This is a genomic window from Haloarcula sp. CBA1129 (assembly GCF_008729015.1).
Lineage (GTDB): Archaea > Halobacteriota > Halobacteria > Halobacteriales > Haloarculaceae > Haloarcula.
Genome location: NZ_RKSM01000001.1, coordinates 3,143,337 through 3,168,652, shown reverse-complemented (window position 1 = coordinate 3,168,652; position 25,316 = coordinate 3,143,337). Strand labels below are relative to the sequence as shown.

At 64.2% G+C, this 25,316-nt stretch carries 23 protein-coding genes and 2 tRNA genes; 17 read left to right on the top strand and 8 right to left on the bottom strand.

The features are described from left to right. Nucleotide 1: 1 nt before the first annotated feature. Genes Har1129_RS16020 through Har1129_RS16005 form a run of 4 tightly spaced genes read right to left on the bottom strand, consistent with a single transcriptional unit; the run spans nucleotide 2 to nucleotide 6,528 of the window. Entirely contained in the window at nucleotides 2–2,911 is a 2,910-nt protein-coding gene (locus Har1129_RS16020; protein ID WP_151101716.1) for a DNA-directed RNA polymerase subunit A', read from the bottom strand. After that, a complete protein-coding gene (gene rpoB, locus Har1129_RS16015) occupies nucleotides 2,908–4,734 on the bottom strand; it encodes a DNA-directed RNA polymerase subunit B (RefSeq protein WP_151101714.1) in 1,827 nt (608 codons plus the stop codon). Before rpoB ends, Har1129_RS16020 begins: the two co-directional genes overlap by 4 nt. A gap of 1 nt (nucleotide 4,735) precedes the next feature. Continuing rightward, nucleotides 4,736–6,301: a DNA-directed RNA polymerase subunit B'' gene (locus tag Har1129_RS16010; protein ID WP_151101713.1), complete on the bottom strand. Its 1,566-nt coding sequence runs from the start codon at nucleotides 6,299–6,301 to the stop codon at nucleotides 4,736–4,738. Beyond that, nucleotides 6,301–6,528, bottom strand: coding sequence for a DNA-directed RNA polymerase subunit H (locus Har1129_RS16005; protein ID WP_004959115.1), 228 nt, complete (start codon nucleotides 6,526–6,528; stop codon nucleotides 6,301–6,303). Before Har1129_RS16005 ends, Har1129_RS16010 begins: the two co-directional genes overlap by 1 nt. A 276-nt stretch (nucleotides 6,529–6,804) precedes the next feature. Between Har1129_RS16005 and Har1129_RS16000 the strand changes: the two genes are divergently transcribed. The 7 genes from Har1129_RS16000 to Har1129_RS15970 all read left to right on the top strand — a co-directional run bounded on the left by Har1129_RS16000 (nucleotide 6,805) and on the right by Har1129_RS15970 (nucleotide 10,915). Continuing rightward, nucleotides 6,805–6,877: transfer RNA gene (locus Har1129_RS16000), tRNA-Asp, on the top strand. 50 nt (nucleotides 6,878–6,927) lie between these two features. Next, a tRNA-Asp gene (locus Har1129_RS15995) sits at nucleotides 6,928–7,000 on the top strand. A gap of 435 nt (nucleotides 7,001–7,435) precedes the next feature. After that, entirely contained in the window at nucleotides 7,436–8,089 is a 654-nt protein-coding gene (locus Har1129_RS15990) for a hypothetical protein (protein WP_151101711.1), read from the top strand. Nucleotides 8,090–8,209: 120 nt separating this feature from the next. Next, a complete protein-coding gene (locus Har1129_RS15985) occupies nucleotides 8,210–8,506 on the top strand; it encodes a winged helix-turn-helix transcriptional regulator (protein WP_191906188.1) in 297 nt (98 codons plus the stop codon). A 73-nt stretch (nucleotides 8,507–8,579) separates the two neighbouring features. Then, complete coding sequence (locus Har1129_RS15980; protein ID WP_151101708.1) at nucleotides 8,580–9,068, top strand: metallophosphoesterase family protein; 489 nt, start codon at nucleotides 8,580–8,582, stop codon at nucleotides 9,066–9,068. Nucleotides 9,069–9,177: 109 nt separating this feature from the next. Continuing rightward, entirely contained in the window at nucleotides 9,178–9,951 is a 774-nt protein-coding gene (locus Har1129_RS15975; RefSeq protein ID WP_151101706.1) for a coenzyme F420-0:L-glutamate ligase, read from the top strand. Then, nucleotides 9,938–10,915 (top strand): 5,10-methylenetetrahydromethanopterin reductase, encoded by a 978-nt coding sequence (locus tag Har1129_RS15970; protein ID WP_151101704.1) that lies wholly within the window; start codon nucleotides 9,938–9,940, stop codon nucleotides 10,913–10,915. The genes Har1129_RS15975 and Har1129_RS15970 overlap by 14 nt, the downstream gene beginning before the upstream one ends. Here the strand turns inward: Har1129_RS15970 and Har1129_RS15965 are convergent. Beyond that, the gene (locus Har1129_RS15965; protein ID WP_151101702.1) at nucleotides 10,872–11,090 is read right to left on the bottom strand and encodes a hypothetical protein; all 219 of its coding nucleotides are present in this window, start codon (nucleotides 11,088–11,090) and stop codon (nucleotides 10,872–10,874) included. The genes Har1129_RS15970 and Har1129_RS15965 overlap by 44 nt on opposite strands. Nucleotides 11,091–11,188: 98 nt before the next feature. Further along, on the bottom strand, nucleotides 11,189–12,532 hold the full coding sequence (locus Har1129_RS15960; RefSeq protein ID WP_151101700.1) for a tryptophanase: 1,344 nt from the start codon (nucleotides 12,530–12,532) through the stop codon (nucleotides 11,189–11,191). 162 nt (nucleotides 12,533–12,694) lie between these two features. Here Har1129_RS15960 and Har1129_RS15955 point away from each other — a divergent pair, with 162 nt between their 5' ends. The 8 genes from Har1129_RS15955 (at nucleotide 12,695) to Har1129_RS15920 (ending at nucleotide 21,898) form a co-directional block, all read left to right on the top strand. After that, entirely contained in the window at nucleotides 12,695–13,378 is a 684-nt protein-coding gene (locus Har1129_RS15955) for a class I SAM-dependent methyltransferase (protein WP_151101699.1), read from the top strand. Nucleotides 13,379–13,462: 84 nt separating this feature from the next. Continuing rightward, nucleotides 13,463–13,729: a hypothetical protein gene (locus Har1129_RS15950; protein WP_151101697.1), complete on the top strand. Its 267-nt coding sequence runs from the start codon at nucleotides 13,463–13,465 to the stop codon at nucleotides 13,727–13,729. A gap of 194 nt (nucleotides 13,730–13,923) precedes the next feature. Beyond that, nucleotides 13,924–14,883, top strand: a complete 960-nt coding sequence (locus Har1129_RS15945) for a MoxR family ATPase (protein ID WP_151101695.1) — start codon at nucleotides 13,924–13,926, stop codon at nucleotides 14,881–14,883. Then, the gene (locus Har1129_RS15940; protein ID WP_151101694.1) at nucleotides 14,880–15,854 is read left to right on the top strand and encodes a DUF58 domain-containing protein; all 975 of its coding nucleotides are present in this window, start codon (nucleotides 14,880–14,882) and stop codon (nucleotides 15,852–15,854) included. The genes Har1129_RS15945 and Har1129_RS15940 overlap by 4 nt, the downstream gene beginning before the upstream one ends. Beyond that, the gene (locus Har1129_RS15935; protein WP_151101692.1) at nucleotides 15,851–18,079 is read left to right on the top strand and encodes a transglutaminase domain-containing protein; all 2,229 of its coding nucleotides are present in this window, start codon (nucleotides 15,851–15,853) and stop codon (nucleotides 18,077–18,079) included. The genes Har1129_RS15940 and Har1129_RS15935 overlap by 4 nt, the downstream gene beginning before the upstream one ends. A gap of 44 nt (nucleotides 18,080–18,123) precedes the next feature. Continuing rightward, entirely contained in the window at nucleotides 18,124–18,417 is a 294-nt protein-coding gene (yciH, locus tag Har1129_RS15930) for a stress response translation initiation inhibitor YciH (RefSeq protein WP_004516073.1), read from the top strand. Nucleotides 18,418–18,663: 246 nt separating this feature from the next. Beyond that, on the top strand, nucleotides 18,664–20,976 hold the full coding sequence (locus tag Har1129_RS15925; RefSeq protein ID WP_151101690.1) for a peptidase: 2,313 nt from the start codon (nucleotides 18,664–18,666) through the stop codon (nucleotides 20,974–20,976). Between the two features lie 40 nt (nucleotides 20,977–21,016). Next, the gene (locus Har1129_RS15920; RefSeq protein WP_151102176.1) at nucleotides 21,017–21,898 is read left to right on the top strand and encodes a DMT family transporter; all 882 of its coding nucleotides are present in this window, start codon (nucleotides 21,017–21,019) and stop codon (nucleotides 21,896–21,898) included. A 5-nt stretch (nucleotides 21,899–21,903) separates the two neighbouring features. Here Har1129_RS15920 and Har1129_RS20735 read toward each other — a convergent pair whose 3' ends face one another. Next, entirely contained in the window at nucleotides 21,904–22,068 is a 165-nt protein-coding gene (locus Har1129_RS20735) for a hypothetical protein (RefSeq protein ID WP_004590650.1), read from the bottom strand. Between the two features lie 122 nt (nucleotides 22,069–22,190). Here Har1129_RS20735 and thiD point away from each other — a divergent pair, with 122 nt between their 5' ends. Both thiD and Har1129_RS15910 read left to right on the top strand, forming a co-directional pair. Continuing rightward, entirely contained in the window at nucleotides 22,191–23,579 is a 1,389-nt protein-coding gene (gene thiD, locus Har1129_RS15915; protein WP_151101688.1) for a bifunctional hydroxymethylpyrimidine kinase/phosphomethylpyrimidine kinase, read from the top strand. Between the two features lie 76 nt (nucleotides 23,580–23,655). Further along, on the top strand, nucleotides 23,656–24,291 hold the full coding sequence (locus tag Har1129_RS15910) for a DsbA family protein (RefSeq protein WP_151101686.1): 636 nt from the start codon (nucleotides 23,656–23,658) through the stop codon (nucleotides 24,289–24,291). A 39-nt stretch (nucleotides 24,292–24,330) separates the two neighbouring features. On the opposite strand, the gene ddh is transcribed toward Har1129_RS15910, so the two are convergent. Continuing rightward, entirely contained in the window at nucleotides 24,331–25,257 is a 927-nt protein-coding gene (gene ddh, locus Har1129_RS15905; RefSeq protein ID WP_151101684.1) for a D-2-hydroxyacid dehydrogenase, read from the bottom strand. Nucleotides 25,258–25,316 lie beyond the last annotated feature (59 nt).

Here is a 25,316-nt window from a genome sequence, read left to right as displayed (position 1 = left end):
GTTAATCGTCACCCTCGGCCATCCACCAGTCGTCGGCGTGTTCCGAGAGGTTGGTCCGCTCGGTCCGCGTGCCGAGGAAGCTCTCTTTCTGCTTCTCGCTCTCGAACTCCTCGTCGAGGACGCTGTCGGCGATCTGCTCGACGTCGACGGCGGCCTCGTCCTGGTTCGAGGAGACGTCGACCGGCGACGTGCCGTCCTCGCCGAACTCGAACTGGACGATGGTGTCCGAGGTGTCCCGGACAGTGCCGTCGTACTGCGTTTCGAGTTCAGACAGGGCGTTGATGAGTCGGCGCTGGAGGTACCCGGACTTCGACGTCCGGACGGCCGTGTCGACTAGCCCCTCGCGGCCACCCATCGCGTGGAAGAAGAACTCCTTCGGGCCGAGCCCGGAGCGGTAGGACGCCTCGACGAAGCCGTGGGCGTCCGCCGAGAGGTCGTTCTCCTCGAAGTGGCTAAGCGTGCGGTTCTCGTACCCGCGGTTGATCCGCTCGCCGCGGACTGCCTGCTGGCCGACACAGCCGGCCATCTGAGTCAGGTTCAGCATCGAGCCACGCGCACCGGACTCGGCCATGATGACGGCCGGGTTGTCCTCGCCGAAGTGGTCCTCGGCGATGTCACCGGCGGAGTCACGCGCCTTGCCCAGCGTCTGCATGATCTTCATCTCAAGGGTCTCGTCGACGGTCCGACCGGGCAGCGATTCGAGTTCGCCGCGGTCGTAGGTCTCGATGAGTTCCTCGACGCGGTCGTACGCGCTGTCGATGGCGTCGTTGATCTGCTCTTCGGCTTCCCGCGGGATGGACTCGTCGTCGATACTGATGGAGAACCCGAAGTGCATGATCGAGCGCATCGCCAGCGCAGAGACCTCGTTGACGAGAATCCGAGCGCGGGTCCGCGAGTAGTCCTTAGCGATAGTATCGACGATTTCGCCACCGAAGGCCCCGACAGCGTCCTCGTCGATGGTGCCACCGGTCATCTGGCCGTCCTCGACGACGACGGTATCGCCAGCCGAAGACGTGAACTCCAGATTCAGGTCGTCGGGCAGCAGTTCCGAGAACAGCGAGCGGCCGGTCCAGTACTCCTCGCCGTCCTCGTCGATGCCGTCAGCCTCGGGCAGTTCGTCGATACGAGTCGCCCGAAGCAGGTCCAGCGCCTGCGTCTCGTTGAACTTCGGATTCGTGTGGGTCAGCAGGTAGGTCCCGCTGATGTGGTCCTGAATCGCGCCGATGATGTTCTCGCCGAAGCGCGGGGAGAGCATCTGTTCCTGCACGCGCATGAGGACGCGCGCCTCCGCGCGGGCCTCCTCGTTTTGGAGTGCGTGCATGTTCATCTCGTCGCCGTCGAAGTCAGCGTTGTACGGCGGACAGACCGTCGTGTTCAGCCGGAACGTCTTGTACGGCATCACGACGACCTCGTGGGCCATGATTGACATCCGGTGGAGCGACGGCTGGCGGTTGAAGATGATGATGTCGCCGTCGACCAGATGGCGGGACACTTCCCACTCCGGTTCGACCTTCTCTGCGAGTTCCTCGCAGTTCTTCTCGGTCACCTTCAGTCGGCGGCCATCGGGCCGTTTGACGTAGTTCGCGCCGGGGTGAGCTTCCGGTCCGTTGGAGACGTACCGTCGCGCTTCTTCCAGATTGCGCTCGGTGACGTTCATCGTCTGGGTCATCTCCTTTGCGACCCGGTCCGGGACGCCGACCTCGTTCAGCGAGAGGGTCGGGTCCGGCGAGATGACGGTACGAGCCGAGAAGTTCACACGCTTCCCGGACAGCGAGCCACGGAAGCGTCCCTCCTTGCCTTTCAGGCGCTGGGAGAGCGTCTTCAGCGGACGACCGGAGCGGTGTCGCGCCGGCGGCGTCCCCGAAATCTCGTTGTCCATGAACGTGGTGACGTGGTACTGCAGCAGTTCCCAGAGGTCCTCGATAATCAGCTGTGGCGCACCCGCCTCGCGGTTCTCCATGAACCGCTGGTTGATGCGGATGATGTCCACGAGCTTGTGGGTGAGGTCGTCCTCGGAGCGCTGGCCGTTGTCCAGCGTAATCGAGGGACGAGCGGTGACCGGCGGCACCGGCAGCACCGTCAGAATCATCCACTCCGGTCGGGAGCGGGCCGGCTTCATGCCCAGCACTTCGATGTCCTCGTCCGGGATGTCCTCGAACCAGTCCCGGATGTCGCTTGGCATCAGCTTGTTCATGTCCTCCTCGGTCAGGTCGACCGACAGCGCCTTCTCCAGTGCGCGTCGGTCCTCCTGTCGGGGACGGAACTCGCCGCTGAGAATCTCCTGCACGCGGCTACTGTCGATGCCGGTCTCCTCGGAGAGCTCAATCGGCGAAATAGGGTCCTCGGACTCCTCCATCGCGGCGGCGATCCGCTCGGGGTAGTCCGAGGCGAGGACATCCTGCACCTCGTAGTAGGTAGTCGGCTTCTCGTGTTTGATGTCGTACTGTTTCTCGCCACAGAACGGACAGCGGTCCTTCTTGCGGGCCTGCCGGATGGCGGCCTTGGTCACGTCGTTGAGGTCGCGACCGAGGTCTTGGGTTCGTGTCAGTCGGTCCGCGAACTCCTCGCGCTCGTGCTCGTCGAGACAGAGCCGGGAGCAGTCCCGACAGGTCCCGCGCAGCAGTCGGCGGATGAGCTTCGCGAAGCCGACGTGGATGACCGGCGCGGCGAGTTCGATGTGGCCGAAGTGGCCGTTACACGACCCGCTGTGTTTCCCGCAGGTCTTGCACTCGAGTCCGGGGTCGATGACCCCGAGTCGTGGGTCCATCAGCCCCATGTCGATGGGGAAACCGTCGTCGTCGTACGTGTCGGCCGTGATTACCTTCGTGGCCGACATCTCGCGGTACTCCTCTGGGTCCATCAGCCCGAAGCTGAGCTGACCGATTTCCTGCGGTGTCTGTTGTGAGCTCATACTGCGTCCTCCAGTTCGATCCGCGGGGCGATTCCGAGCGCCTTCATCTCGTCGAGCAGGAGCTTGAACGCGTAGGACATCTCGACCTCGTGGATGTCGGTCTCCTCCTCGCAGTTCGGACAGTAGATGCGCCGTTGTTCGACGTTCTCGACGGCGGTCATCCCACACTGTCCACAGACGTTGATCCACTCACGGTCGGACTCATCGAGCAGGCGCTCCTTGAGCGCCATCGCCGCACCGTGCCCGATGAGCACGTCCCGCTCCATCTCACCCACACGGAGGCCACCCTCGCGGGCGCGCCCTTCCGTCGGCTGACGGGTGAGCACCTGCACCGGCCCGCGCGAACGGGCGTGCAGCTTGTTCGAGACCATGTGGTAGAGCTTCTGGTAGAAAATGTCGCCGACGAAGATCTCGGCGTCGATCTTCTCGCCGGTGACACCGGAGTACATCGTCTCCTTGCCGCTGGAGTCGAAGCCGTGCTCTTCGAGCGAGCCACGGAGTTCCTCCTCGTCCTCGCCGGTGAAGGCGGTACCGTCGACGCGGCGGCCTTCGAGTGCGCCGACCTTGCCACCGATCATCTCCAGAATGTGGCCGACGGTCATCCGCGACGGCAGCGCGTGCGGATTGATGATGAGGTCCGGGACGACGCCCTCCTCGGTGAAGGGCATGTCCTCTTGCGGTGCGATGTGGCCGACGACACCCTTCTGGCCGTGCCGTGACGCGAACTTGTCCCCGAGTTCGGGGATTCGTTCGTCACGCACGGAGACCTTCGAGAGCTTCGAGCCGTCCTCGCCCTCCATCAGCGTGACCGTGTCCACGACGCCGGATTCGCCCGAGCGCATCGTGACGCTCGTCTCTCGGCGCTTCTGCGGTGAAAGACCGCCCATGTCGTCCGGCTCTTCGAGGAACCGGGGCGGGCTGGTCTTCCCGAGCAGGACGGCGTTCTCGCCGACCTTCGTCTCCGGATTCACGAGCCCGTCGTCGTCGAGGTGGGTGTACGCTTCCTCGCCGCGAGCGCCCCGCACCTCGTCGTCAGGCATCTCGAAGCGGTCCTCCTGACCGCCGGGGTAGCGCCGCTCCTCGCCCTCGTACGTTCGGAAGAAGTGCGAACGGGCGAGGGCGCGGTCGACCGACCCTTGGTTCATTACCAGAGCGTCTTCGATGTTGAACCCCTCGTAGCTCATGACGGCGACGACGAAGTTCTGTGCCGCGGGGCGGTCGTCGTAGCCGATCTGCTCGGTGGTCTGGGTCTTGACCATCGACAGCTGCGGGTAGTGCAGCAGGTGCTGGCGCGTGTCCGGGCGAATCCGGTAGTTCGCCGACGGCAGGCCCAGCGACTGTTTGATCATCCCCGACCCCATCGTAATCCGGGGCGAGGCGTTGTGTTCGGGGTACGGAATCATCCCCGCGCCGATACCGAACATCAGCTGCGGGTCGACTTCCAGGTGCGTGTGATTCTCCGTGAGTTCGTCCTCGTCGACGCCGACGAGGATGTCTTCCTCTTCCTCGGCGTCGATGAACTCGACGAGGCCGCGCTCGACGAGCTCCTCGAATTCGAGTTCGCCGTCTTTGACCTGTTCGACCTCCTCGTCGGTCATCAGCGGCTCGCCGTCCTCGACGACCAGCAGTGGGCGTCGGGCACGGCCGGCGTCGGCGTTGATGATGACTTCCCCAGTCCGGTTCTTGACCGAGACGTTGACCATCTGGGAGACGTCCCCCCGCCGTCGCGCCTGTCGTACCTGTTCTGCGAGCTGTTCCGGGTCGGGGTGTGTGCCGACCAGACTACCGTTTACGTATACTTTGGCTTCGCGTCCCTGACTCATGTTAATCGTCCGCGGGCTGCTGTTCGATCGACTCGATACCGGGGATGCCCTGAACCCCCATCTCTGCAAGTTCCTGTTTGAGACCCTGTGGGTCCGCAACGTCCTGTGACAGCTCCATCGCCTGAGCGAAGTTCTTCACCAGCCCACAGTTCGGACCCTCCGGCGTCTCGGAGGGACAGATGCGACCCCACTGGGTCGCGTGCAGGTCCCGTGCCTCGAAGTGTGGCTGGGAGCGACTGAGCGGCGAGCGCAGTCGGCGGAGGTGTGACAGCACCCCCATGAAGTCGGTCCGGTCGACCAGCTGGCTCACGCCGGAGCGGCCGCCGACCCAGTTCCCCGTCGCGATCGGGTGTTCGAGTCGCTCGGTCAGCACGTCCGAGCGAACCACGGTGGAGACGGACAGCTGGCGGTTCCGCATGTTGGCCCGTTCCAGCTGATATTTCACGTCCCGGGCGAGCTTGTTCAGCGCCGTCCGGAACAGGTCGGTCATCAGGTCGCCGCTGACCTTCAGCCGCTTGTTGGCGTAGTGGTCCTTGTCGTCGGATTCGCGGCGTTCGAGTGCGAGTTCGAAACACGCCTCGGCCATCCGGCAGAGGTAGAACGCCTTGTTGATACGGACCTCTTCTTCCTCGACGCCTTCCTCGTGCAGGTGCGGGAGGAGATAGCGGTCGATGACGTAGTTGGCCCGTTTGAGCTGGTAGTTCTTGCCCTGCCCGGAGGCGACGCGCTTGCCCAGCGTCTCGATGGCTTCCTCGGTCGTCTGGACCTCGGCCTCCTCTAAGTTCTCCAGCATGAACTTCACGATTTCCGGGTCCTCGCTGACGCGGTGGACGATCTCCTCGTCCGACTCCAGCCCCAGCGCACGGACCAGCGTGACGAAGTCGATGCTGCCCGAGACGGACGGGAACGAGACTTCAAGCAGCCCGTCACGCGTCCGTTCACACAGCACCAGCGCGCGGTACCCGCGGCGCTGGGAGAACGTCTTGGCGACCTGCACCTCGTCGCCGTACTTGGTGTCATACTCGGCCAGAATCTTGTTCGGGGCGAGGTCCTCGCTGGTCATCAGCACCCGCTCGGAGCCGTTGACACAGAAGTAGCCACCGGGGTCTGCGGGGTCCTCGCCGATGTCGATGAGCTCCTCGTCGTTGAAGCCCGCAATGTTGCACTTGTTCGACCCGACCATGATGGGCATCCGTCCGATCTTGGTCTCAGTTCGGTCGACGACTTCCTCCGGTTCCTCCTCGCCACCGCGGACGATGGCCATCTCCATGAACACCGGCGCGGAGTAGGTGATGTTCCGAAGCCGGGCTTCTTGGGGGTACAGCAGTTCCTCGCTGCCGTCGGCCTCGCGAACGCGAGGGGTGACGACGCGAACGTCGCCCAGTTCGACCCACACCGGTTCCTGCCCTTCCTTGTCACCGATGTCGGTCTCGATGGTCTCTTTCTCGTCGACGACCTGCTGCATCCCTCGGTCGAGGAACGCGTTGAACGAGCGGAAGTGGTGTTCGGCGAGCCGTTCCTTGGCGAAATATTCACGCGATATAGCGCGGCGATCTTGTGTGTTCATTATTCTACCACCAGTCGATACACGACGGCTTCGTCCGTCGTTCTGGAGTCTCGGACAATCCGAACCACGTCACCGACTTCGGCGTCATCGGGCAGCGCCTTGTCGGTGCGCTTGATCTTCGGGAGGTCCGTCTTCTTGATTTCATACTCCGTGAGTACTGCTTCGAGGTCGTCCTCGTCGACGACACTGTGGTCTGGGACGAGGTCGTGTTGACTTACATCTACCATGTGTGTGCGTGTGCGTTTGGCCTGCTGCTGGAGAAGGTGGCTGTCACGAGATACTACAGGGCCGTACTGTCGGGGTGCATATAACACTTACCAAGTCGCTCTGCCGTGGCTATCGGACCCGCCCATCCTCACGGACTGCGGGCGTGTTTGCTCCTACCAACCACATGAAGCAGACTGGACATAGAACTTTGGGTCCCGTCATGTGCACTCATCCCGGGGCGGGTCTCTTTGGAAAGTCTTAATACCGACACCAAGGTACGAAGAAATGCAACGAAGGCCCGGATGGTGTAGTGGCCCATCATACGACCCTGTCACGGTCGTGACGCGGGTTCAAATCCCGCTCCGGGCGTTCCTATTGCGACCCAACTGACGAGCACGGTCAGCGTGTGCTCGTAGACTGCCCGGATGGTGTAGTGGCCCATCATACGACCCTGTCACGGTCGTGACGCGGGTTCAAATCCCGCTCCGGGCGTACTTTTGCGACGAACAAATTCGTGAGTCGCAGATCCGTAACGAGCGGATTTGAATCACGCAAACGCGAGCGCAACGAGCGTTTGCCCGGGTTCAAATCCCGCTCCGGGCGTTCCTCTGGATTTAATTTTGACGAGCGATGCGTTTCATCGCCTCACTTTCGTGCTACAGCACGAGTACGCGTTTTAATAACTGTCCAGCAAGCAGTAAACACCGCCTACTGGTCGATAAAACCGCATATACTGATACCACACGCGCAGCACAATAGCAGACGTCCGGGGAAGTGCCCCCCTTAGCCTGTCATAGTGTCCGTCCACCGAGGTCGGACGTGCTATCACTTCACGCGGGATGGCATATGTTTTGTGTTGGGTGTAAGGCGTGCCGATTAGCGGCTGCCAGCGACAAACTGTTTACGAGCCCCCGCAAAAGAGTGGCCATGGAGGACGTGGATGGCGAGGAAATGCCCGGCGCAATCGTCGAGGCGTTCCTCGAACGCGAGGAGGGCGTCCGGGCGCTGCTTGAGGAACTGGAGAAGCTCACTATCGAGGGTCGCCACGAGGAGGTCCGCGACCGAGTTCGGAATCTGGCGGACAGCGACGAGTCGGTGTTTTACACCGTGGCGTTTAGTCTCACCAACTCACGGCAGTTCTTCGGCGACGTGGAGGCTCAACTGGACGTGACCGCCGCGGACCGGCTTCGAGATCTCGCCGACACGTTTCCCGCACTGGCTGAACCGTTCAACATCGTCCGAACGGAGCGAGCGGACGACCGCCTCAACCCGGTGACGGACACGAGCTACGCGGTGAGCTACCACCGCGGCGTCGAGTCGCCGATGGTGACTTACAGCCCGCTATCGGGCGAACAGGAACTGTACGAATCTCGTGGGACGCCGAGTGAAGTGTTGCGGGTCGCGTCCGGCCTCACGAGCGCGACGACCGATGCATTGGACGTGGCGATGGACAACGACTACTCGGTCAACACGGAGGAACTGAGCGCGCTCATCGACCGCCGCGAAGAACTAGAGACGGAGCTAAGTAAACTCAGGGACCAGCTCGACGAACTTCGCCGAACACCAGTGTCGGACGAATAGCGCCGCCAGTTCGGACGCGTATCACCGCACAACGGGACAGAGAAAACCCGAGTCACAGTGCCGGAACTGGGGCGTTTATGTGTCGCGGCGGTAAAAGCACAGGTACGATTTACTATGGGAATGGACCGACTGGAAGATCAGGTCGAGAAGGAGGGGCGGGACCTGTCGATCCTCGAAGCTGTCATCGAGAACGGGCCGATCGGTATCGTTCGGCTCGCCGAGGAGACAGGCGTCCCGAAACACAAGGTGCGGTACTCGCTGCGGATGCTGGAAGACGACGAACTCATCGAGCCGACACCACAGGGAGCCGTTCCGGCGGACAACATCGACGAGCGGGTCGCAACAATCAACGACGGCATCGGCCGTCTGGTCGAGCAGTTGGACGGACTGCGGGACGTGTTTTCGTCCACAGAGTAGCGTCACCAAGACGACCAGTCGGCACCGTTTCCGTGGGAGTAACCCTTTTCGAACGCCGACACGATACATCTGCATGGATGTCGCTCTCATCAGCGATTCGCACATCCCGTCCCGGGAACACGAGATTCCGCCGTCGTTCCGGGAGCGCATCGAGGTCGCTGACCACGTCATTCACGCTGGCGACTTCGACAGCAAAGGGGCGCTCGCTGATATCCGTCACATGGCGACGGCACTGACCGCCGTCTCGGGAAATATCGACCCGCACATCGGGCTGCCGGAGCGGGCGACAGTCGAACTCGGTGGCGTCACATTCGTCGTGACACACGGCACTGGGTCGCCGCGTGGCTGGACAGACCGCGTCGCCGCCACAGTCAGGCAGGAAGCCGACAGCAGCGCCGTCGGCGTCGCCGGCCACACGCACGAACGGACTGACACCGTCTACGAGGGCGTTCGGCTTCTGAACCCCGGCAGCGTCACTGGAGCATCGCCGGCTGACCGCCCGACGATGCTGACTGCGACAGTCGATAACGGATCGCTCGACGTAGCCCAGCACGAACTGTAGTCCGGACCAGTGAACGTCGTTGTGCCCGGGATTACCGGCAGCTGTTGCCACTGTTGGCCGGCTTTGCAGCGAGCGGGGGTCTTTTTCCCGCAGGGTTCTCAGAAGCGGTATGGAAGTCTTCGCGGTCGAGGGGTTGCCCGAGGTATGCCCCGGCGACGACGTGGCGGGACTGCTCGTCGAGCAGGCCGACCTTCGGGACGACGACGTGATCTGTGTCGCCAGCACTATCGTCTCAAAGGCCAACGGACGCGGGCGGTCGCTGGCCTCGTACGAGCCGGGCGAGCGCGCCGAGCGCATCGCGGCGACCATCGAGGACATCGCCGACGAAGAGAAGGACCCGCGGATGGCGCAGGCGATTCTCGACGAGTGTGAAGAAGTGCTCGTCGAAGCGCCCTTTATTCTCGGGGTGACACAGTTCGGGCATATCACGGTCAACGCGGGTATCGACCGCTCGAACGTGCCCGGTGCCGATCTCCTCTTGCTCCCCGAAGACCCGACAGCGGAGGCCGAAGCCATCCGTGCCGGTATCCGCGAACAAGCGGGGGTCGAACCCAGCGTCATCGTCACCGACACGTCGGGGCGGCCGTTCCGCCTCGGCCAGCGCGGCGTCGCACTGGGCTGGGCCGGTCTTTCTGCCTCACGGGACTGGCGTGGCGAACACGACCGCGATGGGCGCGAACTCGAAGCCACCGTCCAAGCCGTCGTCGACGAACTCGCCGCCGCGGCCAACCTCGTCACCGGCGAAGGCGACGGCGGAACACCCGCCGCAGTCGTCCGTGATTTCGACTTCGGCGACCACGCGGGCAGCGAGCAGCTGTTCCGCGACCCCGAGAAGGATGTCGTCAGACAAGCACTCAGAAAGTGGTCACATGTACGCGATTGAACTCACCCCAGAACACCCGGTCGCACAGCTCGCCTCGTTTGCCGAACAGGCCGAATCGAACGCGCTCGACGCCGTGTACGTCAGTCATCACTACAACAACCGCGACCAGTTCATGTCGCTGACCGCGATGGCCGAACGGACCGAGGAGGTCCTGCTCGGTCCCGGCATCGCCAATCCCTACGAGACGCACCCGGTGACGCTGGCCTCACGGGTGGCAACACTGGACGAGCTGAGCGACGGGCGAGCCGTCTTCGGCATCGGGCCGGGAGACAAGTCGACACTCAGCAATCTCGGCTTCGGCCACGACGACGCGCTGCGGCGCGTGCTTGAGACGTTCACGACTGCCCGGAAGCTCTGGGACGGCGAGCGGGTCGACCACCACGGGACGTTCGAGGCGGTCGACGCGGGGCTGAACTACGAGGTCGGCGAGATCCCGGTGTACGTCGGCGCACAGGGGCCGCACATGACCCGGATGTCAGCCAAGCACGCCGACGGCGCGCTGTACAACGGGGCACATCCCAAGGACCTCGCGTGGGCACGTGAGCAGGTAGAAGACATGGCCGACGAACGGCCCGACAAGTACGGTGAGTTCGACCTCGCAGCCTACGCCAGTGTCTCAGTCGCCGAGGACGAGGCCGAAGCGCGAGAAGCCGCCCGGCCGCCGGTCGCGTTCGTCGCCGCGGGGTCCCCGCCGCCGGTGCTTGACCGCCACGGCATCGACCACGAGGTCGCAGAGAACATCGGGCAGGCGATTTCGGCTGGCGAGTTCCCGACGGCATTCGAGCACGTGACCGAAGCGATGCTAGACGCGTTCTGTATCGCCGGAACGCCCGAAACGGTCGCGGAACGCACGGCGGAGTTAGAGGAATATGCCGACAGTATCGTGTTCGCGTCGCCGCTCGGGCCGGATATCGAGACGGCTATCGATTTGCTTGGGGCGGTCCTCGACCGCCGGAGCCGCTGAACAGCGAGAGCACAGCCCCCAGCGACAGGTACCCGAAGAAGACGACTGAGACAGTCGTGATGACGGCACCGACGGCGAGCATGAGTGCCGCCAGCGGGTCGTTCAGTGCCACGCCGATGAACCAGCCGGGCATGTCGATGATGCTCTGGAGCAGTTCCGACAGCAGTCCTTGCATTACCTGAACGTTAGCGTGGCCCTACTTTGCGTTTGCGTTCCCGGCCACTACGTAGCTGCTCGGGAGCCCCTGTCGTCCGGAGCCACGGGCGAACAAGCCTACGCGACGGGCTCGAGTTCCGCTGAGAAGTGTCTGAGCTCTTCCATCGGTGGCTCCCAGACGATTTCCAGACCGGTGTACTCGTCGCGCCGGTCACGAACTCGCGCAGCGGTCTCTGCGATATGTTCGAGGTGTTCACGCCAGTACGTCCGGCGAGGAAGAGCGAGACGGACGAGTTCCGGGCGGTCGGCCCCGGGGAAAGCAAACGAGCCGAGTTCGACTGTCCGGACGCCCCCTTCGCGGTAGAGTTCACAGACGAGTCGCTGGCCGGGGAACTGGTCGGCGGGAATGTCCGGGAGCAGGGCGGCCGCATCGATGTAGACGGCGTGACCGCCGGTCGGTGTGACAATCGGGATATCGCGCTCACGCAGGAGGTCGCCGAGGGTCGCGACCTGTTCGAGTCGCTCGGCGACGTACGGGGGTTCGACCGCTTCCCGGAGACCGGTGGCCATCGCTTCGAGGTCGCGGCCCGCGAGGCCACCGTAGGTCGGGAACCCTTCATAGAGGATCGCGCGCTGTTTGCACTGTTCGAACAGGGCAGCGTCGCGGACGGCCGTGAACCCGCCAATGTTTGCGAGTGCATCTTTTTTCCCACTCATCGTGATTGCATCCGCGGGACGTAACTGCTCGCGAGCAATCTCACTGAGGGGCGTATCGGCGTATTCGGGGTCTCGTTGCTTGATGAACTGTGCGTTCTCGGCGAACCGACAGGCGTCAATGACGAACGTCGCGTCGATTTCCGTGGCGAAAGCGGCCGTCTCGCGTATGTTTTCCATCGATACCGGCTGGCCGGCGGCGGAGTTGTTCGTGATCGTCAGGACGACAGCCGAAACAGCATCTTGCCCGTACTCCTCGACAGCGTCCCACCCTCGGTCTGTGGCGAAGTTTCCCGCAAACGGCCCGACGCTGTCAGCGGTAAGGTCCGTCTCCGCCGGGCAGTCAACCGCAGTTGCACCCTGATTCGTTACGTGTGCGCGGGTGGTGTCAAAGTGCGTGTTGTTGAGAACGACATCACCGTCGTCCAGTAGCGCCCCGAACAGGACGTTCTCCGCGCCGCGGCCCTGATGTGTCGGGACCACGCGATCGAACCCCATCACGTCGGCAACCGTCTCACGGAACCGTTTGAACGAGCGCGACCCGGCGTACGCCTCGTCGCCCCGCACCAAGCCCGCCCACTGGTCGTCACTCATTGCTCCAGTCCCAGAATCAGTCAGCAAGTCGATAAAGACGTCCGCTGCAGCGAGGTTGAAGACGTTGTGCCCGGCCTCTGTGAGTGCGTTTTCACGTCGCTCACGAGGCGGCAGCTGTATCGATGTTACCGATTTGGCCTTGTACGAGCGCATACCGTGTCGCAGTACTCCGACCGACTTATCTCCCACCTGATATATGTTGTACAGAGGTGGGCTGAGATGTCCATCACCAGACGAGTACGGCTATCGGTGGACACGTGTTTCCGGCAGGCAGAAACAGCGGGCATTTTGAGGCCACGACTGGTGGAACGACGTATGAGTGTTCGCGAGGAATTCGACGCGTGGGCGGCCGAAGGCAAGGACAGAGGGATGGAGGACCGGCACTGGCACACCGCCAAGCACGTCCTCGCCCGGATGCCGGTCGAACCGGGCGACACGGTACTCGACCTCGGGACGGGCTCGGGCTACGCGCTCCGTGCGCTCCGGGACACCAACGATGCCGGTCCCTGCTACGGGCTCGACGGGTCCCCAGAAATGCTCCGGAACGCCCGCGAGTACACTGATGACGACGGCATCGGGTTCCTGCGTGGCGATTTCGACGCGCTGCCGTTTGCGACCGACAGTATCGACCACGTGTTCTCGATGGAGGCGTTCTACTACGCCAGCGACCCGCCACACACTCTCGAAGAGATCGAGCGGGTGCTACGACCGGGCGGGACCGCCCACATCGCGGTGAACTACTACGAGGAGAACGTCCACTCCCACGAGTGGCAGGAGTTCATCGACATCGAGATGACTCGCTGGAGCGCCGACGAGTACCGCGAGGCATTCCGCGGGGCCGGCTTAGCCGTTGCGTCGCAGGACACCATCCCCGACCGCGAGGTAGAAATCCCGGCGGCGGATGCGTTCCCCACGGACGAATTCGAGACCCGCGAGGCGATGGTCAAGCGCTACCGTGAACTGGGGACGCTGCTAACCGTCGGCGTCGCCACCGAATAGCGGTCCGGCAGAGGCCCCAAAACAGGTGTAACCGGGCGAAACGACCGACAGGGTATTTTGTGACCGCGGGCAAAACAGAGGTGTATGGGCGAAGACGCCTCGCTGGAGGATTTTGTCGGTAGCAGCGAGAGCAAGGACGAAAGCGAGAGCGAGACGTCTACGGGAGATGATACTGCAGGGACAGAAAGTCAAACTCCGGACTCCGACGCCTCTGCTGACACAGTCGAACCGGCCGTGACGACGTACTCGTGGTCGCCCGAGGGAGCCGCCTGTGCCGAGTGTGATGAGGTCGTCGAGCGGCGGTGGATGCAGGACGGCCAACTCGTCTGTGGGGCGTGTAAGTCATGGTGAACGGCGCTACCGGCCGTCAAGCGGACGTGTGTTGTTCTCACTCATCCACAGAGTTACATACGCTCACGCCGTAGGCGTGGGTACAACTGAACGGCCCGGAGGATGTGGCGGACCACACAAGACACTTACTGGTCGACAGGACAGACTATTCCACCAGTCCCCGTGCCGCGGCGTCGTCCCACGAGATCGCGACTATGACAGACACTGACACCTCACGCAGTCAACAGTCGGACAGTCCCCTCCGTGACGCCACACGCGTCGCTAATCAGGTGATCGAAAACGTCGAGCAGGTCATTGTCGGACAACACGACGCCATCGAACACATCGTGACGGCGGTACTCGGTCGCGGGCACGTCCTGCTTGAGGACGTCCCCGGCGTCGGCAAGACGATGCTGGCCCGATCCGTCGCAGCCTCTTTCGACGGCGAGTTCAAACGCGTCCAGTTCACACCGGACCTCCTGCCGACCGACGTGACCGGCGTCAACATCTACAACCAGAAGACCCAAGAGTTCGAATTCCGGCCCGGCCCGATCTTCGCCAACGTCGTTCTGGGCGACGAAATCAACCGCGCCCCGCCGAAGACCCAGTCGGCACTGTTGGAGGCCATGGAGGAACAGCAGGTGTCTGTCGACGGGACCACGCATCCCGTTCCACAGCCGTTCACGGTCATCGCGACGCAGAACACGGTCGAGCAGAACCGGGCCTACGACCTGCCGATGGCCGAACTCGACCGGTTCATGATGAAACTGCACTTGGGCTACCCGAACGAGGCGGCGGAGACGGAGATGCTGGGTGACGTGGTGGGACACCATCCCATCGAGGAACTCACCTCGGTCGCCACCCTCGAAACACTGTCCGCCGCCCGGGAGACGGTGGCCGACGTGACTGTCGAGGAGCCAATCCGCTCGTACGCGACCAGACTGGCGCGGTACACGCGGGAGAACGCGCAACTGGGCGTCAGCCCGCGGGGGAGCATCTCGCTGCTCCGGGCGGCACAGGCTCGGGCCGTCCTCGACGGGCGCAGTTACGTCATCCCCGACGATATCCAGACGGAAGCGCCGGTCGTCCTCCCGCATCGCATCCGCACCGAGAGCAGCGAGCAGGACGCCAGAGAACTCGTCGCGGAGGCACTCGATACCGTCTCCGTCGAATGAGACCGACACGACGCGGTTTCGCCGTCCTCGTCTTTGCCGTCGCCGCCCTCCTGATCAGCGCCAGATACGGTCAACCCGGGCTCACTGCCGTCGCCGGCCCATTGTTCGTCGGCGTGTTCGCCGCCGCCGTGCAGGTCCGCTGGAACGGCGCGCCAACTGTCGAACGGGGCCGGCTCCGGCGCGGCTTTCCCGGCGAGACGAAACCCGTCGAGTTCCGGGTCGACGGCAGCGGCATCGCGACGATAACCGACCGACTCTCCGAAGGGTTAGAGGGGGAGACGGCAGTAACCAAGTCCCTCCCGGCGACGGTGACCTACCGGGTCACCTACGCGGCCCGGGGCGAGCAACAGGTCGGCCCCATCGAGGCGACGGTGACGGACGCGCTGGGGCTCGTCGCGGAGACCTACACCATCGACAGCATGACCGACGTGCTGGTGTATCCCCCCGTCTATCAGCTGGGTGGTCAGGAGGCGTTCACGCGAACGTTTTCACCGGAAAGCAAGGACCGGCAGTCGTTCGACCGGCTACGTGAGTACGTCAGCGGCGACTCGCTGCGGGACGTCCACTGGAAATCCAGCGCCAAGCGCGAGGACCTGCTGGTCAAGGAGTTCACTGACAGCCGGAGCGACAGGAGCCTGCTCGTCGCCGCAGCGGCCAGTGAGGGATACGCCGACGAGATGGCCGCCGCAGCGGCCACCATCGCGACGGCCGCACTGGAAAGCGGTCTCGCGGTCGAACTCGCCGTCCCGAACGGTGCTGTCGAACAGGGGTACGGCGACACCCACCGGACGCGGCTCCTCGAACTGCTGGCCCGGGCTGACGCGGGCCGAACCGACCGCGTGGACGACGCCGACGTGGTCATCACAGCCAACGGTGACGGCGTCACGGTGTCGGTCGACGGTCGCCGCCGATCTTTCGCTGACGTAACCGCGAGTCGGGACAACCCCATCGCGGGCGAGGTGAACGGATGAGCGCCGCCGTCACGGAACAGGTCCGCGACCGGCTCCCATGGAGCGGGTCGCGGATACTGGCCCTGCTTGCGGCGGCGCTGGCTATCGGTGCGCCGCTGCGGACGATGTACTATCTCAGCGACGTGGTCGGCGACCCGACGCTGTTTCTGGCACTCGTTGCACTCTCGTTCGTCGGCGCGACGCTGTTGGCCCGCGTGCTCAGGCCGACGCTGGCGGTCGGTGTCGGCGCAATGCTGTTCGCCGGCGGGCTCGGCGCGTACATCCTGAACCTCTCGACGGACCCGGCGGTGACGGAGCTGCTGGCTGACACCGCCGCCCTGCTGACCGGGCGGTCGCTGCTCCAGATCGCCAAGGTCAGGCTGTGGGTACTGTCGTTCGCGCCGGCCCCGGTGTTTCTGACGTGGTACTTCGCGTTGCGACGGTGGTACGTGACGGCGACGCTGACGGCCGGCACAGCGCTCGCGTTCTTCGCCCTGACGACTGACGCCGGTGTGGTGACCACACTGCTGGGCGTGGTCGGCATCGCGGCGACCATCGGCTTCGGGACGCTCGATACGCTGTCGACGGACGAACCGGCGGACCTGACGAAGCGGCCCGGTGCGGTCGCCGTGGGGGAGGACCAGCCCAGCGACGACAGCGAGGGTATCGACACCGGACGGCGCGCCGTCCTCGAACAGCTGGCGGCGATAATCGTTATCCCAGCGGCGCTGTCACAGGTGCCGTTCACCCGCGGCAGTTGGCTGTCGTACGACGACGGGTCGGACGGCCAGACCGTCGAGGGGAGCCTCTTCGACGCCGGGGAGTCCCTCTCAGTACGCGGGAGCATCTCGTTGACCCCGGAGATACGGTACACGGTCGAAAGCGAGGAACCGCGCTACTGGCGGGTCACCTCTTACGACCGCTACACCGGCAACGGGTGGGTTCGGACGGGGAACCCCATCCCGTACGACGACCAGCGCCTCGACAGCCCACCGGGGGAAACCCGGACGCTTCGACAGGAGTTCCGGGCGGAGTCGACCATTGGAACCGTCCCGGCCGCATGGAAGCCTGTCCGCTACTCGGGGGAGGCGTCTGTCTCTGTCTCCAACGAGGGCGGGTTCCAGCCGGACGGCACGCTGTCGACAGGGGACAGCTATCAGGTCAGGAGCGAACTGCTCGTGGCGACCCCGGACGGGCTGCGTGAGGCTGGCACTGACTACGACGATACGACTGCGGAGCTGTACACCCAGCTCCCCGACAGCACGCCGGCCCGGGTCACGGAGCGGACCGCTATCCTCACTGCGAACGCCGAAAACCCCTACGAGACGGCACTGGTCGTCGAACGGTGGCTGCAGGAGAGCAAGGGCTACTCACTTGACGTCGACCGACCTGACTTCAACGTCGCCGACGCTTTCCTCTTCGAGATGGACGAGGGGTACTGCGTCTACTTCGCGACGACGATGGCGACGATGCTCCGGACCCAAGGCATCCCGGCGCGCATGACCGTCGGGTACACGTCCGGCCAGCGAATCGACGAGGACCAGTGGGTCGTGCGCGGGCTCAACTCTCACGCATGGGTCGAGGTGTACTTTCCCGGCCAAGGCTGGGTGCAGTTCGACCCCACACCGTCCGGACCGCGCGAAGAAATCAGACAGCAGCGTATCGAGGACACGAGCCCGGACGAATCATCCCCGACTGTCGGCGACGGCATCCCCGTAGAGCAGTACACGCCGGCCGACACGTCGACGCCCGCGCCGCTGACCGAAACCGAGAGCACCGAGTCAGAGCCGACAGAGACGCCAACAGCCACGGAGACCGACACAGAAACGAGTCCCACGGAGCGCGCGGATACAGGCGACGAGACGAGGCTGAGTCTTCCGGACCTCCCGTCGCGCGAGGAAATGACGCTCGGCGTTGTCGCGCTGCTCGGCATCGCAGCGGGCGCACGACGGACCGGCCTCAGTGAGCGGGCGTATCGAACGATGTGGCTGCGCTACCAGCGGCGCGTGGACCCCGAAACCGACATCGAGCAGGCGTTCCAGCGGGCTATGTACGTCCTCGCGAAGGAGCACCGACATCGCGAGAACGGTGAGACGGTTCGGTCGTATCTCGACGCGATAGAGGCCGATAGCCGGGTTCGGCGGCTGGCAACGTTGCGTGAACAGCTTCGGTACGGTGGCGAGGTCGATGAGGCGATGGCCGACGAAGCCGTCGAGATCGCCAATGGAATCGTCTCCGACCGGTAGTCCCCGACAGTGTTTAATAGGACGTGTTCGTAGGCGCGATTGTAATGTCGGAAGTCTGCTCGACGTGCGGGCTGCCTGAAGAGCTCTGCGTCTGTGAAGACGTCGCCAAGGAGTCTCAGGAGATTAACATCCGCATCGACGAGCGCCGTTACGGGAAGGAGGTAACGATTATCGAGGGATTCGACCCGAAAGACGTCGACATGGACTCGCTGTCCTCAGACCTCAAATCGAAGTTCGCCTGCGGTGGCACTGTCGAGGACGGGCAGATAGAGCTCCAGGGCAATCACACGGGCCGCGTCGAGGATTTCCTCCGCGACAAAGGTTTCAACGTCGCCTGAACTCCTGACTGCCAACGGTTCTCGTGAGAGCGCCGTGGCAAGCGCCTGCTGTGGCCTGCTCGCCAGCTTTTCAGCTTGGTCTGCCCGCAAGTATCCGCTGCGGCCGGCCACGAGTGGTTCAGGTCTGGCTGTTTTGCCCTCGTGAGAAGTTACGGCAACGATCGGCCGAGATAGAAGTTAGCGTCTGTGACCAACCCTCATGGTCGGCGGTCAACTATTTCAACCATGGGGCGGTAACTGTTCGCAATGTTTGTTGCACCCCGGCGCGTGGTGGCCGTCGGACTCGTGGTCCTTCTCCTCGGTGGGGGAATCGCGTCGCTCCCGGTGGCGGCGACCACTGACCACGTACCGGCCGGGGCCAGCGACGGAACAGCAGTTGGAGTCAGCGCCGAGAACTGTACGTACAGAGCCGGTCCGGCGTCGGAACAGCGTGGACCGACAGTCGAGTCAGTGCAGCCAGCGACAGCCAGCAACGGGTCGAACAGCTCGCTGGTCCGAACACGAAGCGCCGACACGCATCGGCGGAAGCCACGAGAACAGGGTGGAGACGCGGCCGGAGCGGCCGCTGCGACGGCGGCAAACATGGAGACAGGGACGGCCACATCGGGTGCGACACAGACCGGCGACGGTGACGTGATTCAGCAGACACAGACCTACGCGCGTGTGCCGGAAGAGCCGGGCGAAGTCGCGGTGACCCTGACCTACGAGGTCCCGGACCGGGTCGTTGGCCTCGAAACGCACGTCCCAGCAGCGGCGACAGTGACCGAAACAGACGGGTTCGAGCGTGTCAACGAGTCCGTGTTTGAGTGGGACGAGACACCGGGGCCAGCGACGATCAGCTACCGCATCAACCCGAACCAGACCATCGAAAAGAGCGGTCCAGAGGGAGCCGGGGGCCGGTATCTCAGCGTCGATACGGGTGAGTGGGCGCTGCTCACCCGGTCACTGACACCGACGCGCTGGCGCTACACTGGTCAGGACCCCGTCAGGTACAACCGCACACTCCGGACTGCAGGACCGGGGGCAGCGGGCGCGGAGATCGTGTACCTCGGCGAAGTGGCGACGTTCAGGGAGACGGCACACAACCAGACGTTCACGCTGGCTGTGCCAGAGCGGGCGACGATGACGGCCTCGCCGATTTCTGTCCTCGACGCAATGGCGAACGCGTCGAACGCGCTCCGAGTCGGCGACCGTGACGAGCAGGTGTTCGTCGTCGCCGCACCGTCCGGGGCCGTCGACTGGGGCGTCGAGGGGTACCAGATCGGTGACGCGGACATGTGGGTCCAGTCCCGGCAGACGCTGGACACCGCCAACAACGTCTGGCTCCACGAGTACGTCCACAGCCGGCAGGCCTACGAGGCGACGCGGGAGACGCGGTGGACGGTCGAGGGCTGGGCGACGTACTACGCCGCTGTCCTGACCCTAGAACAGGACCGGATCGGGTTCGACGAGTTCCAGACACAGCTCGCAGCAGGCGGCCGGCCCGTCTACAGCGATGTGGCGCTGACGGACCGGTCGAGTTGGACGAACGACGCGAACTACTGGAAGGGTGCGCTCGTCGCCGGACGGACCGACGTCCATATCCGCTCAGCCACTGACCGCAACCAGACACTCCAGAGCGTGTTTCAGTCGCTAAACGGCTATCGTGACCCGGTCACGCAATCGCAGTTTCTCACCGAGGTCGAGGCCGCTGGTGGCGCAAGCGTCCGAAATACGACCGCGACGGAGACCGAAACGACAGCGACGGTGGCGATGTGGAACGAGACGACACACCGGCGGTTGTTCGGTGCGATTCCCGCCCGTATCGGCTACAGCCTCCCACCGGTCGACCGAACGGATGCCTACCGCGCAGATAGTCTCTACCGGTCAGACGCACCAGTCGGTGGGAGCGAGTCGATTCAGCTAGCGACGAACGAAACACTTGCCGTCGACGCGGTCGTCGAGAACGCCGGCGGTGAGGCGGGGACGTACAACCTGACGCTGGCGGTCAACGAGACCGTCGTCGCCGCGAAACAGGGCCAGATCGAACCGGGGGTACGGACCGAGGTCGAGATAACACACACGTTCGCTGACCCCGGCCGATACGTGGTCAGCGTCGACGGCGACACTGTCACAGTCATCGTGTCAGAACCAGCAGCGGCCAGCGTAACCGACGTCGCCGTGAGTCCACGCGAAGTCAGGCAGGGGGACAGGGTCGACGTGACCGCCACTGTCGCCAACGCCAACGATATTCCGGGAACAATAGCGGTCGAGTTCCGCCGCGACGGCATCGTGTTCGCCGAACAGCGGCTGTATCTCCCGCCACAGGCGACGAGGACAGTCACGCGGACGGTCGCCCTCGACGAGCCCGGCACGGTGTCGCTGTCGGCGGGTGACGGACGGGCCGCGACAGCGGTCGACGTACTCGTGTCGACGGAGACGGCGAAACCGACTCGGGTTCAGACGGACACGCCCACAAACACACGGACAACAGCCGGAGAGGGCGACGGCTTTACCGCATTCGTGGCTGGCCTCGCAGTGTTGGTCGCGGCCCTGATCGCCCGCCAGCGTGGTTCCTGACACGATCCCGAAGGGAACAGTTATTGCGGACGGCCGGCCGTTGTCAACCGTGAACGTCGGAATCGCGTACGCCGTCCTGTCGGCGCTGGTGTTTGGGGTGTACCTGTTCGTGATGAAGCGGTGGTTCACCGAGTACCCGTCGCCGGTGTTCCTGCTGCTTACGTACAGCCTAGTTCCCATCGTCTACCTCCCCATCGTCTTCGTCAGCAACGAGCCCTTCCTCCCAGCAGGAAACCGTATCAGCGTCCTTGCGTCAGTGCTCGCCGTGACGGCGGTGACGGCGGTGGGACTGCTCACTCTCTTTCGGGCGATCCGCGTCGGCGAAGTCTCTTACGTGTCACCGATTAGCAAAATCGTCCCCGTGTTCGTGTTGCCGCTGGAAGTCGGACTGCTGGGCCAGCACCTCTCGCCGCTACAGGTCAGCGGTGTCGTCGTCGCGACCGCCGCCGTCTACGTCGCAAACTGGCAAGGGACGGCGTTACTGGCTCCGCTCAAACGGGCTCGGCAGTCCCGGCCCGCACAGCTAGCCTTGCTGTCGGCTGCGGCGTTCGCACTCGTCGATGTAAGCAAGCGGGTGCTGATGCAGGAACTGGCCATCGAGCCGACGACGTACATCCCGGTGATGGCCGTCGGCATCGCTGCGTTGATGGCGCCGCTCGCGTTCCGATACCAGATCCCTCCGGGGTGGCGGGCGGACCTCCCGAAATTCGTCGTCGCGGCGATGTTCGTCGCCTACGCGAATCACATCGTGTTACTGTCTTTCCAGTTGCTCCCGGCGAGTATCGTTTCGCCTATCGTCAACGGGCAGGCTATCATCGCCGTCATTCTGGGTGCGGTTATTCTCGATGAGGCACACTTCCGGGCACGCCTAGCCGCTGCAGGGCTGGCTATCGTCGGTATCGCAATGATATCGGTGGGGTAAGAAGGTCAGGCCGACTTTCGCTCCGAGGAGCAGCCAACCTGTACCGCATAGCTCGATTGCAGCCATGCGGTCGGATTCTCGGTGTCGTAGACGACGACGTCGCCGCCGCCAGTAGTGAAGCTGCCGTACTGCTCGTCGGAGTCGGTAGTATCGCGCGACGCTGGTTCCATTGTGGTACAAAGTCACATCCGACATGGTCTCAAATAAATGTTTCCCAAATGTAGTATGAAGTATTATTAGCATACTAGGATAGTCCCACAGAATATAGTCGAGCTGAGAGACCAGCACCGATATGTGGCCGCCGGTGAACGCATCAGACATGACACGAGCGGATGCCCCAGTGACACCGCCAGTCGTGTTGACAATCGCCGGCAGCGACTCCGGTGGCGGGGCCGGTATCCAAGCTGACCTCAAGGCCATTGAGGCCTGTGGCGGCTTCGGCACCAGTGCGATCACGAGCGTCACGGCACAGAACACCACAGGCGTACAGGGCCAGCATCTGCTCCCGCTTGCCGAGATCGAGGCCCAGCTTGAGGCCGTCACAGAAGATTTCGACGTGGCCGCGGTCAAGACGGGGATGCTCGCAGCAAGCGAGGTTATCGACCTCGTCGTGGAACACGCCGCCGATTTGCCGAACCTCGTCGTCGACCCGGTGATGGTGGCAGCGTCTGGCGACCGACTGCTGGCCCCCGAAGCGGAGGCCGCCTACGAGGACCTCATCGCCGAAGCAGCGGTCGTCACGCCCAACGCCGACGAGGCCGCCGTCCTGACCGGCCGCGATATCGACGATCCCGACGCCGCGAAACAGGCGGGCCGGGACCTCGTCGAGATGGGGGCTAACAGTGTGCTCGTAAAGGGTGGCCACGTTCCCGGCGACACCGTCGTCGACATCCTCGTGACCGAGGACGAGGTGACGACGTTCCGCCACGACCGCATCGACACCGAGGCCACGCACGGCTCCGGCTGTACGCTCTCCTCGGCCATTGCGACGCAGTTAGCTCATGGTGACGACCTGTCGACGGCAGTCGGCGGCGGCATCGACCTGCTTGCGAGCGCGGTCCGGTACAACATCGATGTCGGCGAGGGACCGGGTTCGGTCCACCACCTCGTTCAGACGCGCAACGATGCCGCGCGGCGTTCGACGAGTGAGGCCGTCGAACGGGTCGTGTCGACGCTCGTTGAGCTGGACGTGTCGACACTGGTCCCCGAGCGGGGGCTGACTGTCGCCGGTGCGACGCCCTACGCGGAGACGCCGGATTCGGTTGCGGCCGTCGAGGGTCGTATCGCCCGGACGATGGACGGTGTCCGGCCGAACCGTGGCGTCCGCTTCGGCGCGTCGACGACGGTGGCTCGCGCTCTGCTTGCCGCCCGCGAGCACGACCCTGCGGTCCGGTTCGCTGTCGATTGCCGGCTGACCGACGCCGTCAAGGACGCGTTGGCATCGCTAGACGGCGCTATCGCCACGTACGACCCCAGCGAGCGACCGGATGACGTTGCCGATGACGCCGCGACACGGTGGGGCGTCGACCGGGCGTTCGGGACCAGTGACGAAACACCGGTCGCCGTCGTCGGCCGCGAGGGCATGGGTATCGGCGGGCGCGTACTGCTGCTCGGGGCGACCGCCGACACCCTCATCTCGCGCGTCGAGGCTGTCCACGGGGCCGTCGACGACGGGGCGTAGCGAAACCGGTCGGTCGTGCACTGTCCCGACACAGACGGTGGCTGCGTTTAACCCCGAGCAACGCATACCCGGACGTATGAGTGAAACACAGTCGAGCGAGCGGATTACGGTCTTCTCGGACTACGTCTGCCCGTTCTGTTATCTCGGGCGCGAATCGCTGAGGCAGTACCAGTCGACGCGCAAGGACGAACTGGAGATCGACTGGCATCCCTTCGACCTCCGGAGCGGGAAGCGCAACCCCGACGGCTCCATCGACCACTCCGTCGACGACGGCAAGGACGAGGACTACTACGAGCAGGCCAAACAGGGCGTGCGACGGCTCCAAGAGAAGTACGACGTGGAGATGGACCTCGACATCGCCACCGACATCGATTCGCTGCCCGCCCAGATCGCCTCCTACTACGTCAAGGAGCACTACGACTACGAGACGTGGCTGGCCTTCGATGTGGCTGTCTTCGAGGCGCTGTGGCAGGACGGACGGGACATCGGCGATGAGGAGGTGCTGGTCGACCTGTCTGGAGAGACGGGCGTCGACGGCGACGAAATCCGGTCGGCGCTCGCGGACGACGCGCTCCGGTCGGAAGTCCGCGAGAAATTCACTGGGGCCAAGCGTCAAGGCGTCACCGGCGTCCCGACGTTCGCGTACGACGGTCACGCCGCCCGCGGTGCAGTTCCGCCGGAGCAGCTAGAGCGACTGGTCGAAGGCACCTGAGCGGGGCGAGCGAAGCGGCAGCACCGAGGCGGATGGGCGTCACGCGACGCGGTTCCGAAGCGACTCGCCGCGGTCGATCCGCTCGACGTTCTCCCGAACGAGCGCCGCGATGTCCTCGTGGTACCGGTTCGTGGACGCGGCGACGTGTGGCGTTACGATGACCGACTCGTGGTCCCAGAGCGGATGGTCGCCCGGGAGCGGTTCGTCCCAGTGAGCGTCGAGGGCTGCCCCGGCAATCGTTCCGGCATCGAGCGCGTTCAGCAGCGCGTCCTCGACGACAACCGGCCCCCGAGCGATGTTGACGAGGTAGCTGTCAGTCCGCATTTCTTCGAGGAGAGCGGCATCGACCATGCCTTCGGTCTCCTCGGTGAGCGGACAACACAGCACGACAAAGCGTGCGTCAGCGACGGCAGCGTCCAGCTCGTCGGGCGTGTACACGCGCTCGACGGTTTCGACGGGCTCACCGGAGCGGCGAACGCCGACGACAGCCATCCCCAGCGCGTTGGCCCGGGCAGCGATGCCCTGACCGATAGTACCCAGTCCGACCACACACACCTGTTCGCCGGTCAGCGTGAACGCCGCGTCGTACGGTTCCTGCGTCCAGTCGTTGTCGCCCTGTCGGTCCCGATAGACGTGGAGGCGGCGGGCGAACGCCGTCAGATACCCGACAACAGTCTCCGGAACGGTATCACCGTGGATACCGGTGCTGTTCGTCAGTGCCGTCCCGGCGGCCTCGTAGGCGTCCACATCGAACTCGTCGTAGCCCGCGCGGATGCTATGAACCCAAGCGGCGTCCAGAAACGCGTCCCGCGGGGAGAACGTAACGACACAGTCACTGGCATCGAAGGACGCGTCGTCGCCGACAGCCTCGACAGGGACGCCCACACCCTGTAGCGCGGCGACCATCGACTCCAGTGGACAGGCCTTTGCGACCGATTCGTGGAGAGCGATTCTGGCGATATCCATACCCATCCCTGCGGTGGAAGCGAGATAGTCCTTTCCCGGAACGCGGTGAAGCGCCGAAT

What these genes read in the sequence shown, in the direction of transcription:
- Har1129_RS15940 (WP_151101694.1), top strand. Translation starts at nt 14,880, where the DNA reads ATGAGACCGACACGACGCGGTTTCGCCGTCCTCGTCTTTGCCGTCGCC.
- Har1129_RS15975 (WP_151101706.1), top strand. Translation starts at nt 9,178, where the DNA reads ATGGAAGTCTTCGCGGTCGAGGGGTTGCCCGAGGTATGCCCCGGCGAC.
- Har1129_RS15935 (WP_151101692.1), top strand. Translation starts at nt 15,851, where the DNA reads ATGAGCGCCGCCGTCACGGAACAGGTCCGCGACCGGCTCCCATGGAGC.
- thiD (WP_151101688.1), top strand. Translation starts at nt 22,191, where the DNA reads ATGTGGCCGCCGGTGAACGCATCAGACATGACACGAGCGGATGCCCCA.
- Har1129_RS15925 (WP_151101690.1), top strand. Translation starts at nt 18,664, where the DNA reads ATGTTTGTTGCACCCCGGCGCGTGGTGGCCGTCGGACTCGTGGTCCTT.
- Har1129_RS16020 (WP_151101716.1), bottom strand. Translation starts at nt 2,911, where the DNA reads ATGAGCTCACAACAGACACCGCAGGAAATCGGTCAGCTCAGCTTCGGG.
- Har1129_RS15945 (WP_151101695.1), top strand. Translation starts at nt 13,924, where the DNA reads ATGACAGACACTGACACCTCACGCAGTCAACAGTCGGACAGTCCCCTC.
- Har1129_RS15955 (WP_151101699.1), top strand. Translation starts at nt 12,695, where the DNA reads ATGAGTGTTCGCGAGGAATTCGACGCGTGGGCGGCCGAAGGCAAGGAC.
- Har1129_RS16010 (WP_151101713.1), bottom strand. Translation starts at nt 6,301, where the DNA reads ATGAACACACAAGATCGCCGCGCTATATCGCGTGAATATTTCGCCAAG.
- ddh (WP_151101684.1), bottom strand. Translation starts at nt 25,257, where the DNA reads ATGGATATCGCCAGAATCGCTCTCCACGAATCGGTCGCAAAGGCCTGT.
- rpoB (WP_151101714.1), bottom strand. Translation starts at nt 4,734, where the DNA reads ATGAGTCAGGGACGCGAAGCCAAAGTATACGTAAACGGTAGTCTGGTC.
- Har1129_RS15980 (WP_151101708.1), top strand. Translation starts at nt 8,580, where the DNA reads ATGGATGTCGCTCTCATCAGCGATTCGCACATCCCGTCCCGGGAACAC.
- Har1129_RS15990 (WP_151101711.1), top strand. Translation starts at nt 7,436, where the DNA reads ATGGAGGACGTGGATGGCGAGGAAATGCCCGGCGCAATCGTCGAGGCG.
- Har1129_RS20735 (WP_004590650.1), bottom strand. Translation starts at nt 22,068, where the DNA reads ATGGAACCAGCGTCGCGCGATACTACCGACTCCGACGAGCAGTACGGC.
- Har1129_RS15910 (WP_151101686.1), top strand. Translation starts at nt 23,656, where the DNA reads ATGAGTGAAACACAGTCGAGCGAGCGGATTACGGTCTTCTCGGACTAC.
- Har1129_RS15960 (WP_151101700.1), bottom strand. Translation starts at nt 12,532, where the DNA reads ATGCGCTCGTACAAGGCCAAATCGGTAACATCGATACAGCTGCCGCCT.
- yciH (WP_004516073.1), top strand. Translation starts at nt 18,124, where the DNA reads ATGTCGGAAGTCTGCTCGACGTGCGGGCTGCCTGAAGAGCTCTGCGTC.
- Har1129_RS15985 (WP_191906188.1), top strand. Translation starts at nt 8,210, where the DNA reads ATGGACCGACTGGAAGATCAGGTCGAGAAGGAGGGGCGGGACCTGTCG.
- Har1129_RS16005 (WP_004959115.1), bottom strand. Translation starts at nt 6,528, where the DNA reads ATGGTAGATGTAAGTCAACACGACCTCGTCCCAGACCACAGTGTCGTC.
- Har1129_RS15950 (WP_151101697.1), top strand. Translation starts at nt 13,463, where the DNA reads ATGGGCGAAGACGCCTCGCTGGAGGATTTTGTCGGTAGCAGCGAGAGC.
- Har1129_RS15970 (WP_151101704.1), top strand. Translation starts at nt 9,938, where the DNA reads ATGTACGCGATTGAACTCACCCCAGAACACCCGGTCGCACAGCTCGCC.
- Har1129_RS15965 (WP_151101702.1), bottom strand. Translation starts at nt 11,090, where the DNA reads ATGCAAGGACTGCTGTCGGAACTGCTCCAGAGCATCATCGACATGCCC.